Annotated in this window: 12 protein-coding genes and 2 tRNA genes; 13 read left to right on the top strand and 1 reads right to left on the bottom strand. The window is 60.2% G+C overall.

Annotated features, from left to right (window positions below; all coding sequences use genetic code 11):
* The first annotated feature begins 8 nt into the window (after positions 1-8).
* The 7 genes from GTP58_RS24690 (at position 9) to GTP58_RS24660 (ending at position 8439) form a co-directional block, all read left to right on the top strand.
* A complete protein-coding gene (locus GTP58_RS24690; protein WP_161079707.1) occupies positions 9-1370 on the top strand; it encodes a Gfo/Idh/MocA family protein in 1362 nt (453 codons plus the stop codon).
* Between the two features lie 57 nt (positions 1371-1427).
* A complete protein-coding gene (locus tag GTP58_RS24685; RefSeq protein ID WP_161079706.1) occupies positions 1428-2342 on the top strand; it encodes a patatin-like phospholipase family protein in 915 nt (304 codons plus the stop codon).
* A 13-nt stretch (positions 2343-2355) separates the two neighbouring features.
* Positions 2356-2766, top strand: coding sequence for a heme-binding protein (locus GTP58_RS24680; protein ID WP_072786702.1), 411 nt, complete (start codon positions 2356-2358; stop codon positions 2764-2766).
* A gap of 221 nt (positions 2767-2987) precedes the next feature.
* On the top strand, positions 2988-4172 hold the full coding sequence (gene carA, locus GTP58_RS24675) for a glutamine-hydrolyzing carbamoyl-phosphate synthase small subunit (RefSeq protein WP_161079705.1): 1185 nt from the start codon (positions 2988-2990) through the stop codon (positions 4170-4172).
* Positions 4165-7383 carry a carbamoyl-phosphate synthase large subunit gene (gene carB, locus GTP58_RS24670; RefSeq protein WP_161079704.1) on the top strand — a complete coding sequence of 1073 codons (3219 nt, stop codon included), beginning with the start codon at positions 4165-4167 and terminating at the stop codon, positions 7381-7383. The genes carA and carB overlap by 8 nt, the downstream gene beginning before the upstream one ends.
* A gap of 100 nt (positions 7384-7483) precedes the next feature.
* Positions 7484-7960, top strand: a complete 477-nt coding sequence (gene greA / locus GTP58_RS24665) for a transcription elongation factor GreA (RefSeq protein WP_072786705.1) — start codon at positions 7484-7486, stop codon at positions 7958-7960.
* On the top strand, positions 7960-8439 hold the full coding sequence (locus tag GTP58_RS24660; protein ID WP_072786706.1) for a DUF4149 domain-containing protein: 480 nt from the start codon (positions 7960-7962) through the stop codon (positions 8437-8439). Before greA ends, GTP58_RS24660 begins: the two co-directional genes overlap by 1 nt.
* 34 nt (positions 8440-8473) lie before the next feature.
* On the opposite strand, the gene yhbY is transcribed toward GTP58_RS24660, so the two are convergent.
* The gene (gene yhbY, locus GTP58_RS24655; protein ID WP_072786707.1) at positions 8474-8938 is read right to left on the bottom strand and encodes a ribosome assembly RNA-binding protein YhbY; all 465 of its coding nucleotides are present in this window, start codon (positions 8936-8938) and stop codon (positions 8474-8476) included.
* Between the two features lie 44 nt (positions 8939-8982).
* Here yhbY and GTP58_RS24650 point away from each other — a divergent pair, with 44 nt between their 5' ends.
* The 6 genes from GTP58_RS24650 to GTP58_RS24625 all read left to right on the top strand — a co-directional run bounded on the left by GTP58_RS24650 (position 8983) and on the right by GTP58_RS24625 (position 14334).
* Complete coding sequence (locus GTP58_RS24650; RefSeq protein WP_161079703.1) at positions 8983-9675, top strand: RlmE family RNA methyltransferase; 693 nt, start codon at positions 8983-8985, stop codon at positions 9673-9675.
* A 196-nt stretch (positions 9676-9871) separates the two neighbouring features.
* The gene (gene ftsH / locus GTP58_RS24645) at positions 9872-11755 is read left to right on the top strand and encodes an ATP-dependent zinc metalloprotease FtsH (RefSeq protein ID WP_072786709.1); all 1884 of its coding nucleotides are present in this window, start codon (positions 9872-9874) and stop codon (positions 11753-11755) included.
* A 68-nt stretch (positions 11756-11823) separates the two neighbouring features.
* Complete coding sequence (gene folP / locus GTP58_RS24640) at positions 11824-12663, top strand: dihydropteroate synthase (protein ID WP_161079702.1); 840 nt, start codon at positions 11824-11826, stop codon at positions 12661-12663.
* A gap of 25 nt (positions 12664-12688) precedes the next feature.
* Entirely contained in the window at positions 12689-14038 is a 1350-nt protein-coding gene (glmM, locus tag GTP58_RS24635; protein WP_161079701.1) for a phosphoglucosamine mutase, read from the top strand.
* Between the two features lie 71 nt (positions 14039-14109).
* Positions 14110-14186: transfer RNA gene (locus tag GTP58_RS24630), tRNA-Pro, on the top strand.
* Positions 14187-14257: 71 nt separating this feature from the next.
* Positions 14258-14334 (top strand) — tRNA-Arg (locus GTP58_RS24625).
* Positions 14335-14345: the final 11 nt, after the last annotated feature.

The following is a 14345-nucleotide window of genomic DNA, read 5'->3' as shown; positions in this document are numbered from 1 at the left end:
TATAACTGATGGACAAGCAATTCAATCGACGCGACTTTCTCATCACCGGCGCGGCGCTGGCGGGCAGCCTGATGCTCCCGAAAGCGTTTGCGGTCACGCGCCAGAAGGTCCGTCTCGGCATGATCGGCACCGGCATGCGCGGCCAGGTGCTGCTGCAGGAGCTGCTGCGCCGCGATGATGTGGAAGTGGCGGCGCTGTGCGATATCGAACCGGTCATGCTGGGCCGCGCGCTCAAGCAGGTGGAAAAGTTCAACAAGCCCAAGCCAAAAACCTATGGCGAGGACCGCGACCCCCAGGCCTACAAGCGCATGCTGGATGCGGGCGGCCTGGATGGCGTCATCATCGCCACACCGTGGGAATGGCACGCGCCGATGGCGATTGCCGCGATGCAGGCCAAAATCGCCGTGGGCTGCGAGGTGGTGGCCGGCATCACGCTGCAGGATCACTGGGATGTGTTGAACACCCAGCTGAAAACCAGAACGCCGTATATGCTGCTGGAGAATGTGTGCTTCCGCCGCGATGTGATGGCGGTGCTGCAAATGGTGCGTGCCGGCGTGTTTGGCGAGCTGGTACACCTGCAGGGCGGCTATCAGCACGACCTGCGCGCGGTGAAGTTCAATAGCGGCGATCCGGCCAAGCCTTACGGCGGTGGCGTGGAGTATGGCGCCAAGGGCTGGTCGGAGGCGCATTGGCGCACCGAGCATTCCGTGCAGCGCAATGGCGAGCTGTATCCAAGCCATGGCATCGGCCCGTGCGCGATGTACACCAACATCAACCGCGGCAACCGCTTCACGCGCATTAACGCATTTGCGACCAAGGCACGTGGCTTGCACGACTACGTCGTCAAGCAGGGCGGTGCGAATCATCCCAGCGCGAAGACCACCTTCAAGCTGGGTGACGTGGTGACCACCACGCTGGCCTGCGAAAACGGCGAAACCATCCTCCTGCAGCACGATACCTCGCTGCCGCGTCCTTACTCGCTGGGCTTCCGTGTGCAGGGCACGGATGGCTTGTGGATGGATGTGAACCATTCGATCCATATCGAAGGCAAGAGCAAGCCGCACCAGTGGGATGACTTCCAGGCCTGGCAGGACAAGTACGAGCATCCGCTGTGGAAGAAGTATGCCAAAACAGCGGAGGGCGCGGGCCATGGCGGGATGGACTTCTTCGTGATCCACGCGTTTGTGGAGGCGCTGAAGGCCGAGGCGCCAATGCCGATCGATATTTACGATGCGGTGACGTGGAGCGCCATCACGCCGCTGTCGGAGCAGTCGATTGCGCAGAACTTCCAGACGCTGGACTTCCCGGACTTTACCGCCGGCCAGTGGAAATCGCGCAAGCCGATCTTCGCTTTCGACGACCGGTATTAATGCAAGAGGGCGGGGCGGTGTACAATCTGGGCGCTTAAATTCGCTTATACACTGCCCATGCTTGCACGCCGTCTTGTCCTTCTGACTCTTGCCGCAGCCGCACTCGCCGGCTGCAAGACCACGCCCGTCGCGGAGACTTCTGTGCTGCAGCCGCAGCCGATGGCCGAGCCGCTGCCGCCGAAGAAAATCAGGATTGGCCTGGCCTTGGGCGGCGGCGCGGCGCGCGGCTTTGCCCATATCGGCGTCATCAAGGCGCTGGAGGCGCAGGGTATTTATCCGGATATCGTGGTGGGCACCAGCGCGGGCAGCGTGGTGGGCGCACTGTACGCGGCCGGCAATACCGGCTTCCAGCTGCAAAAGCTGGCGATGGAAATGGACGAAGCCTCGATCTCCGACTGGGCCTTGCCGCTGTTCCGCAAATCCACCGGCGTGCTGAAAGGCGAGGCGCTGCAGGCCTACGTCAACAAGGCGGTCAACAACCAGCCGATGGAAAAACTCAAGATCCCGTTTGGCGCGGTGGCGACCGATCTGAAAGACGGCAAGCCTATCCTGTTCCAGCGCGGGAATACCGGCATGGCGGTGCGCGCATCGTCGGCCGTGCCAGGCGTGTTCCAGCCGGTGACGATCTCTGGCCGCACCTATGTGGACGGCGGCCTGGTGGCGCCGGTGCCGGTGCGCTTTGCGCGCGACATGGGTGCGGACTTCGTCATCGCCGTCAATATCTCGACGCAGGCCGATGTGCAGGCCACCGTCAGCTCGCTGGACGTCATCATGCAGACCTTCAGCATCATGGGCCAGCGCATCAACGAATATGAACTGAGGGATGCCGACGTCGTGATCCAGCCGGCGCTGGGCAAGATGGCCGGCAACGACTTCAATGGCCGCAATCAGGCCGTGCTGGCGGGCGAACAGGCCGCCGCGCAGGTGATGGCCCAGATCAAACAGAAACTTGAAGCTAAACGCAAACCGTAACCAAGGAAGCTCTATGCAAACCAAACCTTACCTGTCGCTGGACGACGTCAAGAAAATCGCTGCTGCCGCCGAAGCGGAAGCCGTTGCTAATAAATGGGCAGTGGTCATCGCCATCGTCGACGACGGCGGCCACCTGCTGTGGCTGCAACGCCAGGACGGCGCGGCGCCGCTGTCGTCGCATATCGCGCCAGCCAAGGCGCGCGTGTCGGCCCTGGGTCGCCGCGAATCGAAGATCTATGAAGACATGATCAACAATGGCCGCGTATCGTTCCTGAGCGCCCCGGCGCCACAGACCGATGGCATGCTGGAAGGCGGCGTACCGATCATCGTTGACGGCCATATCATTGGCGCCGTCGGCGTGTCGGGCGTGAAATCGGCCGAAGATGCACAAATTGCAAAAGCCGGTATCGCCGCGCTGAACTAAGCAACAGACGTAAAAAAACCGCCCGGCGCAACACCGGGTGGCCTTGCCAAGCAGGGCAGTTTTGGTTATAATTCAAAGGTTTAGCCAAATCACATCTCTACCGTAGCGACTACCACTCAATCCATCATCAATCTGACCCTCACCCCCGGCGCAAGCATGGCCTGGGTTGCTTGACGGTCGTCTGACGTGGCGCAGCTACGGTAACTTAACAGGAGTTGCCCTTGCCGCCATTTTTTTCTGGCCCCGCCGTTCCAGCCATACTGGCCCTCGCTGACGGAACCATTTTCAAAGGTTTTTCGATCGGCGCTGCCGGCCATACGACCGGCGAAGTGGTCTTTAACACTTCCATGACCGGCTATCAGGAAATCCTCACCGATCCTTCCTACAGCCGCCAGATCGTCACCCTGACGTATCCCCATATCGGCAACTACGGTATCAATCCCGAAGACGTCGAATCCAGCAAAGTGCATGCAGCTGGTCTAATCATCCGTGACCTGCCGCTGATCGCTTCGAACTTCCGCTCCACCCAATCGCTTGCTGACTACCTCAAGGCCGAGAACATCGTCGCCATCGCCGGTATCGACACGCGCAAGCTGACCCGTATCCTGCGCGAGAAGGGCGCCCAGTCCGGCGCTATCCTGGTCGGTACTCAGGGCAACGAGCCGTCGGCGTCGCAAGCGCTGGACCTGGCCCGTTCCTTCCCCGGCCTGTCCGGCATGGATCTGGCCAAGGTGGTCACGGTCAAGGACAAATACGAATACACCGAAACCGAGTGGACGCTCGGCGAAGGCTACGGCAAGCTGGACAGTGCCTCGCCGGCCGCCCAGTTCCACGTGGTGGCGTACGACTTCGGCGTCAAGCGCAACATCCTGCGCATGCTGACCTCACGCGGCTGCAAAGTCACCGTGGTGCCAGCCCAGACCACCGCAGAAGAAGTGCTGTCGCTGAACCCGGACGGCGTGTTCCTGTCGAACGGCCCTGGCGACCCTGAGCCATGCGATTACGCGATCGCTGCCGCCAAGGTGTTCATGGAGAAGAAGATCCCGCTGTTCGGCATCTGCCTCGGCCACCAGATCATGGGCCTGGCCTCCGGCGCCAAGACCCTGAAAATGAAATTCGGCCACCACGGCGCCAACCACCCGGTACAGGACCTGGACAGCAAGCAAGTGCTGATCACCTCGCAGAACCACGGTTTTGCGGTTGATCCGAACACGCTGCCGGCCAACTGCCGCGTGACCCACGTGTCGCTGTTCGATGGTTCGCTGCAGGGCTTCGCCCGCACCGACACGCCGGCCTTCTGCTTCCAGGGCCACCCTGAAGCATCGCCTGGCCCGACTGACGTCGCCTACCTGTTTGACCGCTTCATCGGCCTGATGCAAGCATCTGGAGAAAAAGTACATGCCTAAGCGTTCTGACATTAAAAGCATTCTGATTATTGGCGCTGGCCCGATCATTATCGGCCAGGCCTGCGAGTTTGATTATTCCGGCGCCCAGGCCTGCAAGGCCCTGCGTGAAGAAGGCTACCGCGTCATCCTGGTCAACAGCAATCCTGCGACCATCATGACCGACCCGGAAATGGCCGATGTCACCTACATCGAGCCGATCACCTGGCAAATCGTCGAGAAGATCATCGCCAAGGAAAAGCCGGACGCGATCCTGCCAACCATGGGCGGCCAGACCGCGCTGAACTGCGCGCTGGACCTGCACCGCAACGGCGTGCTGGACAAGTACAAGGTTGAACTGATCGGCGCGACGCCGGAAGCCATCGACAAGGCCGAAGACCGTTCCAAGTTCAAGGATGCGATGACCAAGATCGGTCTGGGCTCGGCCCGTTCCGGCGTGGCGCATTCGATGGAAGAGTCGTGGGCCGTGCAGAAAGAAGTCGGCTTCCCGACCATCATCCGTCCTTCGTTCACCATGGGCGGCAGCGGCGGCGGCATCGCTTACAACGAAGAGGAATTCGAAGCGATCTGCAAACGCGGCCTGGAAGCTTCGCCGACCCACGAACTGCTGATTGAAGAATCGCTGCTGGGCTGGAAAGAGTACGAGATGGAAGTGGTGCGCGACAAGGCGGACAACTGCATCATCATCTGCTCGATCGAAAATCTGGACCCGATGGGCGTGCACACCGGCGACTCGATCACCGTGGCGCCAGCCCAGACGCTGACCGACAAGGAATACCAGATCATGCGTAACGCCTCGCTGGCGGTGCTGCGTGAAATTGGTGTGGACACGGGCGGTTCCAACGTGCAGTTCTCGATCAACCCGAAAGACGGCCGCATGATCGTCATCGAGATGAACCCGCGCGTTTCGCGTTCGTCGGCACTGGCATCGAAAGCCACCGGCTTCCCGATCGCCAAGGTGGCGGCCAAGCTGGCCGTGGGCTTCACGCTGGACGAGCTGCGCAACGAGATCACCGGCGGCGCCACCCCGGCGTCGTTCGAACCGTCGATCGACTACGTGGTCACCAAGATCCCGCGCTTCACGTTCGAGAAATTCCCGACCGCCGACCACCACCTGACCACCCAGATGAAATCGGTCGGTGAAGTGATGGCGATTGGCCGCACCTTCCAGGAATCGTTCCAGAAAGCCCTGCGCGGCCTGGAAGTCGGCGTCGATGGCCTGAACGAGAAAACCAAGGATCGCGAAAAGATCGAAGAGGAACTGGGCGAGCCAGGTCCTGAGCGTATCTGGTACGTGGGCGATGCGTTCGCCCAGGGCTTCACGATGGAAGAAGTACACCAGCTGACCAAGATCGACCCATGGTTCCTGATCCAGATTAAAGAGATCGTCGACCTGGAACTGTGGATGGACACGCAGAAGCTGGAGCAGCTGGACAAGACCGTGCTGTACAAGCTGAAACAGAAGGGCTTCTCGGACCGCCGCCTGGCCTTCCTGCTGCAAACCACGCCGGCCGCCGTGCGCGCCAAGCGCCATGAGCTGAACATCCGTCCGGTGTACAAGCGCGTGGACACCTGCGCTGCGGAATTCGCGACCAACACCGCGTATATGTACTCGACCTACGATGAAGAGTGCGAGTCCAATCCGACCGACAAGAAGAAGATCATGGTACTGGGCGGTGGCCCTAACCGTATCGGCCAGGGTATCGAATTCGACTACTGCTGCGTGCACGCTGCGCTGGCCATGCGCGAAGACGGCTACGAGACCATCATGGTCAACTGCAATCCGGAGACCGTGTCGACCGACTACGATACCTCGGACCGCCTGTACTTCGAATCGCTGACGCTGGAAGACGTGCTGGAAATCGTCGAGCTGGAAAAACCAGTGGGCGTGATCGTGCAGTACGGCGGCCAGACTCCGCTGAAACTGGCGCTGGACCTGGAAGCCAATGGCGTGCCGATCGTCGGTACCTCGCCGGACATGATCGATGCTGCGGAAGACCGCGAGCGCTTCCAGAAGCTGCTGCAGGACCTGGGTCTGCGCCAGCCGCCTAACCGCACCGCGCGTACCGAAACCGAAGCGCTGGCGCTGGCACAGGAAATCGGCTACCCGCTGGTGGTGCGTCCTTCCTACGTGCTGGGTGGCCGCGCAATGGAAATCGTCCACGAGCAGCGTGACCTGGAGCGCTACATGCGCGAAGCGGTCAAGGTATCGAACGATTCGCCGGTGCTGCTGGACCGCTTCCTGAACGACGCCATCGAGTGCGACGTCGACTGCATCTCCGACGGAGAAACCACCTTCATCGGCGGCGTGATGGAGCACATCGAACAGGCTGGCGTGCACTCGGGCGACTCGGCCTGCTCGCTGCCACCGTACTCGCTGGCGCAGGAGACCATCGATGAACTGAAGCGTCAGACTTCGCTGATGGCCAAGGGCCTCAACGTGGTCGGCCTGATGAATGTGCAGTTCGCGATTCAGAAGCAGGACGGCCAGGACGTGGTCTATGTGCTGGAAGTGAACCCGCGCGCCTCGCGTACCGTGCCGTTCGTGTCGAAGGCAACCGGCCTGCAGCTGGCCAAGATCGCCGCGCGCTGCATGGTGGGCCAGAAGCTGGCGGACCAGGGCGTGACCGAAGAAGTGGTGCCGCCTTACTACAGCGTCAAGGAAGCCGTGTTCCCGTTCGTGAAATTCCCAGGCGTGGACACCATCCTCGGCCCTGAAATGAAATCGACCGGTGAAGTCATGGGCGTCGGCAAGACCTTCGGTGAAGCGTTCGTGAAATCGCAGATGGGCGCGGGCGTCAAGCTGCCGAAATCGGGCAAGGTATTCCTGTCGGTGAAATCGTCGGACAAGCCGCGTGCCGTGAAAGTGGCGCGCGACCTGGTCGACATGGGCTTCACGCTGGCGGCGACCAAGGGCACTGCTGCGGTGATTTCGGCGGCTGGTATTCCAGTCACTGCGGTCAACAAGGTGGTGGAAGGCCGTCCGCACGTGGTCGACATGATCAAGAACCACGAAGTCGTCCTGGTGATCAACACCGTGGAAGAAAAACGTAGCGCCATCACTGACTCGCGTGCCATCCGCACCTCGTCGCTGGCGTCGCGCGTGACCACGTACACCACCATCGCCGGCGCCGAAGCGGCGGTCGAAGGCATCCGCCATCTGGACGAATTGCGTGTGTACGATTTACAAGGGCTGCATAAAACCTTACACTAAGCCTTAATAGGTTTAGGTAGTACCCGGACCACAGAGCTCGCGCTGCAGTTTGGCGCGGCCTCTGTGGTTTTCCATTGTAAAAACAGAGTAAATAGACAACATGACTTCAGTTCCACTTACCAAGTTCGGCGCCGAACTCTTGAAAGAAGAGTTGCACCAGTTGAAGACCAAAGAACGCCGTATCGTGATCGACGCGATTGCCGAAGCACGCTCGCATGGCGACCTGTCGGAAAACGCCGAGTACGATGCCGCCAAGGAGCGCCAGGCGTTCGTGGAAGGCCGTATCGCCGAACTGGAAGGCAAACTGAGCGCCGCGCAAATCATCGACCCGACCACGCTGGACGCGGAAGGCCGGGTGGTGTTTGCTGCGACCGTGGACCTGGAGGACCTGGAGTCCGGCGACAAAGTCAGCTACCAGATCGTCGGCACCGATGAAGCCGACCTGAAACTGAGCAAGGTCTCGGTGACGTCGCCAATCGCCCGCGCGCTGATCGGCAAGTCGGCCGGCGACGTGGTGGAAGTGCAGGCCCCGGCGGGTCCGCGCGAGTACGAAATTCTGGAAGTGCGTTACGTCTGATGTTACTCGCCCGCACACGTTTGCTGGTCGCCACCTTGTGGGCCGGCAGTCTTTGGGCGGTGGGCTATCTGGCTGCGCCGACCCTGTTTGCCACCCTGAGTGACCGCGTGCTGGCCGGCAGTATTGCCGCCAGCCTGTTTACCAACCAAGCCTGGCTGTCGATCGCCTGCGCGCTGGTGATGCTGGCGCTGCTGTGGGCGACCCAGACCAGTACGGGCGGCATCTTTGCCGGTCCCGCAGCCAATATGGCCGCCAAGGCGCGCCGTACGCTGTTGATTATTGTGCTGGTGATGCTGGCGTGTACGCTGGTGTCGCACTTTGGCCTGCAGCCGATGATGGCGTCGCTGCGTGCAGCCGCAGGGCCGGGCGGGGTGATGGAAGGTGCTGCGCGTAATGAGTTCGGCATCCTGCACGGTATTTCCAGCACCATTTACCTGGTACAGAGCCTGCTGGCCGCATGGCTGGTGGTGAAGCAGTAAAAAAATCGGGGGCCTGATGGCCCCCGTGACATGATTAGCTCAATACACTCTTCTTGGTCGACTTCTGGCGTGCTTTGGCGCGCTTGATGTTGCCGCCCTGGGTAACGCGTTCATTCCCCTTCAGCAGAACCTTGGTCACCGACGGACGTTTGGTGCCGCTGGCACTGGCTTTGACGATGGTGACTTCACGCATGCCTTTGCCGGCCGAGGCGCGGGTCTTTTCGGTTTCCACTTTCGGGCGGTACAAGACCAGCAGTTTGCCAATGTGCTGTACCGGCGCCGCTTTCAGTTGTTCGCAGATGGTTTCGTACATCGCGATGCGGGCTTCGCGGTCGTCGCCGAACACACGGACTTTAATCAGGCCGTGCGAATCCAGCCCCAGCGAGATTTCTTTGATAACGTTGGCAGTCAGGCCATCGGAGCCGATCAGGACGATAGGTTTCAGGCCATGGGCTTCGGCGCGCAGTGCGCTGCGCTCGGCTGGTGTAAGTTTGATCATAAAATTTCTTTTTGTAGGTTCCTTAAAGGCAGTATTCTACGCGAATGGCTAAGAACAAAATAAACAAAAACTGGATTCACGACCATATTAACGATCCTTACGTGAAATTGGCCCAGAAAGAGGGCTATCGCGCCCGTGCGGCTTTCAAGCTGAAAGAGATCGATGAGGACGAGAAGCTGATCAAGCCCGGCCAGGTCATCGTCGACCTTGGCTGTACGCCGGGCAGCTGGGGCCAGTACGCCCGCCGCAAGCTGGCTGGCAAGGAGGGCGGCGGCATCAACGGCACCCTGATTGGCCTCGACATGCTGCCGATGGCGCCGATTGCTGACTTCCATTTCATCCAGGGCGATTTCCGCGAAGCGGATGTGCTGCAGCAGCTGGAAGCCGTGGTGCAGGGGCAGAAAGTGGACCTGGTGCTGTCGGATATGGCGCCCAACCTGTCCGGCATTCACGATTCCGATGCCGCGCGCATGGAGCATCTGATCGATCTGGCAATCGAATTCTCCCAGGCCCATTTGAAACCGGGCGGCGCCTTGCTGGTCAAATGTTTTAAAGACATGGGCTTCAACGATATCGTGCTTAAATTCCGCGCCGAGTTTAAAACCGTGATCCAGAAGAAACCCAAAGCCAGCCGCGACAAATCGTCCGAGATATTCCTGCTCGGCCGCGGCCTGAAGAATCCGACTGACGGCATGGCCTCGGCGCAACCGTTGGATTCTGATGGCTGGCACCCTTGATATTTGCTGAAATACCCGCACATCCAACCCGGGAAAAGCATTTTTGCCTTGATTGCATGGTTTTTTGGGGGGAATAATGCGCTTTTCAGCCGGTTTTAAGCTGGCGCACGGCAGGTTTCTGGCAACGCCTGCTTATTGCGAGTAAAATCGAAGTTCGGCCAGATTTATCGATGCGCCTCGCATCCAAGGAGTTTTCGTGAATAACATGTTTTCTAAATCAGCCATCTGGGTAGTCGTGGTGTTGCTGCTGCTTATGCTGTACAAGCAGTTTGACAGCCATGGCGTAAGCGGAGGCGCCAAGTCCATTGCGTATTCCGACCTGCTGGATGACGTGAAAGCCAAGCGCATCAAAGATGTGACGATTGAAGGTGGCAACATTACCGCCACCCGTAGCGATGACACCAAAGTCCGCACCACCGCCACGCTGCTGGACCGGGGCCTGATCGGTGATCTGCGCGACAACGGCATTCACTTCGACGTCAAACCGCCTGAGGAACCATCGTTCCTGTCGCAGGTATTCGTCTCGTGGTTCCCGATGCTGCTGCTGATCGGCGTATGGATCTTCTTCATGCGCCAGATGCAGGGCGGCGGCAAGGGCGGCGCGTTCTCCTTCGGCAAGTCGAAGGCGCGCATGATGGACGAGACCAATAACACCGTCACCCTGGCAGACGTCGCCGGTTGCGATGAAGCCAAGGAAGAAGTGGCCGAGATCGTCGATTTCCTGAAAGACCCGAGCAAGTTCCAGAAACTGGGCGGCCGCATTCCGCGCGGCGTGCTGATGGTCGGTCCTCCAGGCACCGGTAAAACCCTGCTGGCACGCGCCATTGCCGGCGAAGCCAAAGTGCCGTTCTTCTCGATTTCCGGTTCGGACTTCGTTGAAATGTTTGTCGGTGTGGGTGCATCCCGTGTCCGCGACATGTTCGAGAACGCCAAGAAGCATTCGCCGTGCATCATCTTCATCGACGAGATCGACGCGGTCGGCCGTCATCGTGGCGCCGGCATGGGCGGCGGTAACGACGAGCGCGAGCAGACGCTGAACCAGCTGCTGGTGGAGATGGACGGCTTTGAAGCCACCTCCGGCGTGATCGTGATTGCCGCCACCAACCGTGCTGACGTGCTGGACAAGGCGCTGCTGCGTCCGGGCCGTTTCGACCGCCAGGTCACCGTTGGCCTGCCGGACATCCGCGGCCGCGAGCAGATCCTGAATGTGCACATGCGCAAAGTGCCGATTGGCACCGACGTCAAGGCTGACATCCTGGCCCGTGGTACGCCAGGCTTCTCCGGCGCCGATCTGGCCAACCTGGTCAATGAAGCCGCGCTGTTTGCTGCGCGCCGTACCAAGCGCCTGGTCGACATGCAGGACTTCGAAGATGCCAAGGACAAGATCTACATGGGTCCTGAGCGTAAATCGATGGTCATCCGTGAAGATGAGCGCCGCAATACCGCCTACCATGAGTCGGGCCACGCGGTGGTTGCCAAGCTGCTGCCGAAGGCTGATCCGGTCCACAAAGTGACTATCATGCCGCGCGGCTGGGCCCTGGGCCTGACCTGGCAGCTGCCGGAGCACGACAATATCTCGGGCTACAAGGACAAGATGCTGGAAGAAATTTCCATCCTGTTTGGCGGCCGTATCGCGGAAGAGATTTTCGTGGGCCAGATGTCGACCGGTGCGTCGAACGACTTCTCGCGCGCCACCAAGCTGGCCCGCTCGATGGTGACCAAGTTCGGCATGTCCGATGCGCTGGGTGTGATGGTGTATGAAGATACCCAGAACGACGGTTTCATGGGCGGCACCAACAAGACCATCTCGGAAGCCACCCAGCAGAAAGTGGATGCGGAAATCCGCAATATCCTGGACACGCAATATGCGCTGGCCCGCAAGCTGCTGGAAGAGAACCGCGACAAGGTTGAAGTCATGACCAAGGCACTGCTGGAATGGGAAACCATCGACGCAGACCAGATCAACGACATCATGGCAGGCCTGGAGCCACGTCCGCCGAAAGCTGGCGTGACGATCCGCAAACAGCCTCCGGGCGACGGCGGCAGCGGCGTATCGCCTAGCGTGACGGCGCCGGCTTAAGCGCGCGGTCACCGCATTAACATAAAAGGGTGAGGAGCAATCCTCGCCCTTTTTCATTATCGCTACACATGCAATCTACCTTACAGTTTGGCCGTTTCAATTTCCCGTGGCGGGGGCAGGGCGCGCGTGCGCGCGTCATGGGCATTCTCAACGTGACGCCTGATTCGTTTTCCGATGGCGGCAGCTACCAGGCGCTGGAGTTTGCGCTATCCCACGCTGAGCAGATGATCCAGGATGGGGTTGACATCATCGACGTAGGCGGGGAGTCGACCCGTCCTGGCTCACCGCCAGTCCCGCTCGAAGACGAGCTGCAGCGCGTCATGCCGGTGCTGTATGCCGTGCGTGACATGGGGCCGGCGATTTCGGTCGACACCTACAAGCCGCAAGTGATGCGCGAAGCTATCATTGCTGGCGTTGATATGATTAACGACATCAATGGCTTCCGCGCACCGGGCGCTATTGATGCAGTGCGTGATAGTGATTGCGCATTGTGTATCATGCACATGCAAAGCGATCCGCAGCACATGCAGCTGGCGCCAGCCTACGGCGACGTGGTGGCGGAAGTGATCGCGTTTTTACGTGAGCGCGTTGAAACGATGCTGGCGGCCGGAATCGATCCGCGCCGGATTTGCATCGATCCGGGCCTTGGCTTCGGTAAAACAGTAGAGCATAATTACATGTTGCTAAAATCTACATCCCGGCTCATTGCCGAGCTGAATCTGCCGCTGTTGGCAGGTCTGTCGCGCAAATCCATGATCGGTGCGGTGACCGGCAAACCGGTAGAGCAGCGCATGGCGGGCAGCGTCGGCGGCGCACTGGCGGCAGTTGCGCAGGGGGCAGCGATCGTGCGCGTGCATGACGTTGCCGAGACGGTGGATGCGCTCAAAGTTTGGCAAGCCGCGCAATAAAACCTACAACCACGAAGAGTACACAATGACACGTAAATATTTTGGCACCGATGGTATCCGTGGCCTGGTTGGCGAAGCGCCTATCACTCCTGACTTCGTAATGCGTCTTGGTTATGCAGCCGGTCAGGTTCTGGCCAGCAAACGCACCGGCTCCGGCCGGCCGACCGTGTTGATCGGCAAAGATACCCGCATCTCGGGCTATATGCTGGAAGCGGCGCTGGAAGCCGGCTTCTCGGCCGCTGGCGTGGACGTCATGCTGGCCGGCCCCATGCCGACCCCGGCCATCGCTTACCTGACGCGCGCGCTGCGCCTGTCCGCAGGCGTGGTGATCTCCGCTTCGCACAATCCATTCCAGGATAATGGCATCAAGTTCTTCTCCGCCCAGGGCACCAAGCTGCCGGACGCCGTCGAACTGGATATCGAGGCTGCACTGGATCAGCCGATGAGCTGCGTGCCGTCCGAAAAACTGGGCCGCGCCAAACGTCTGGACGACGCCCAGGGGCGTTACATTGAATTCTGCAAGAGCACCTTCCCGAACGAACTGGACCTGCGTGGCCTGAAAATCGTGGTCGACTGCGCCCACGGCGCCGCGTACAACATCGCGCCGCATGTATTCCACGAGCTGGGTGCGGAGGTGATTTCGATTGGCAACAAGCCTGACGGCTTCAACATCAACCTGGAACATGGCGCCACCGCGCCCAAGGCCATGGCTGCCGCCGTGCAGGCCCACGGCGCAGACCTGGGTATCGCGCTCGATGGCGATGCCGACCGTCTGATCATGTGCGACCACAACGGCCGCCTGTACAACGGCGACGAGCTGCTGTACCTGATGGTCATGGACCGTCTGGCCACTGGCCCCGTGGCCGGCGCAGTCGGTACCCTGATGACCAATATGGCAGTGGAGGTCGCGCTCAAAGAGAAGGGCATCGGCTTTGCCCGCGCCAAGGTCGGCGACCGCTACGTACTGGAAGTGATGCAGGAGAAGGGCTGGCTGCTGGGCGGCGAAGGTTCGGGCCACCTGCTGGCACTCGACAAGCACACTACCGGCGATGGCATCATCTCGGCACTGCAGGTGCTGTCCGCGCTCAAGCGCGCCGGGAAATCGCTGGAAGAGTGCTGCTGCGATCTGACCATCTTCCCGCAAACCCTGATTAACGTACGCGTGAAGCCAGGTTTCGACTGGACCAAGAACGCCGCCATGGTCGCGGAAAAGGAACAGGTTGAAAGCGAGCTGGGCGATAGTGGCCGCGTGCTGATACGCGCTTCCGGCACCGAACCGTTGATCCGTGTGATGGTCGAGGCGCGTGACCCCGAGGCCGCCCAGTCGATGGCACGCCGCATTGCCGACAAGGTAGAGAGCAAGTTGGCGGCGTAAAATTGCGGCCTATAATTAAATCACATGCTTTGATTGACGTATTTGGCGAGAGCGACTAGAATACTGGTCTTCGGAGTGTAGCGCAGCCCGGTAGCGCACCTGGTTTGGGACCAGGGGGTCCAAGGTTCGAATCCTTGTACTCCGACCAAGAACTTCTAAACGGGTTGTCGAAAGACAGCCCGTTTTTCATTTCCACCGCAGATTCCTGTGGTTTCCTCTCTGCCCATAGCTCAGTTGGATAGAGCATCAGCCTTCTAAGCTGAGGGTCGCTGGTTCGAACCCAGCTGGGCAGGCCAAAATACATATT

It is taken from the genome of Duganella sp. CY15W (genome assembly GCF_009857555.1).
GTDB classification, from domain to species: domain Bacteria; phylum Pseudomonadota; class Gammaproteobacteria; order Burkholderiales; family Burkholderiaceae_D; genus Rugamonas; species Rugamonas sacchari.
This window is presented reverse-complemented; position numbering and strand designations above follow the sequence as displayed.

Bases quoted from the DNA above. Each gene is read 5' to 3' on its own strand.
- GTP58_RS24690 (WP_161079707.1), top strand. From the start codon at position 9: ATGGACAAGCAATTCAATCGACGCGACTTTCTCATCACCGGCGCGGCG.
- GTP58_RS24685 (WP_161079706.1), top strand. From the start codon at position 1,428: ATGCTTGCACGCCGTCTTGTCCTTCTGACTCTTGCCGCAGCCGCACTC.
- GTP58_RS24680 (WP_072786702.1), top strand. From the start codon at position 2,356: ATGCAAACCAAACCTTACCTGTCGCTGGACGACGTCAAGAAAATCGCT.
- carB (WP_161079704.1), top strand. From the start codon at position 4,165: ATGCCTAAGCGTTCTGACATTAAAAGCATTCTGATTATTGGCGCTGGC.
- greA (WP_072786705.1), top strand. From the start codon at position 7,484: ATGACTTCAGTTCCACTTACCAAGTTCGGCGCCGAACTCTTGAAAGAA.
- GTP58_RS24660 (WP_072786706.1), top strand. From the start codon at position 7,960: ATGTTACTCGCCCGCACACGTTTGCTGGTCGCCACCTTGTGGGCCGGC.
- yhbY (WP_072786707.1), bottom strand. From the start codon at position 8,938: ATGATCAAACTTACACCAGCCGAGCGCAGCGCACTGCGCGCCGAAGCC.
- GTP58_RS24650 (WP_161079703.1), top strand. From the start codon at position 8,983: ATGGCTAAGAACAAAATAAACAAAAACTGGATTCACGACCATATTAAC.
- folP (WP_161079702.1), top strand. From the start codon at position 11,824: ATGCAATCTACCTTACAGTTTGGCCGTTTCAATTTCCCGTGGCGGGGG.
- glmM (WP_161079701.1), top strand. From the start codon at position 12,689: ATGACACGTAAATATTTTGGCACCGATGGTATCCGTGGCCTGGTTGGC.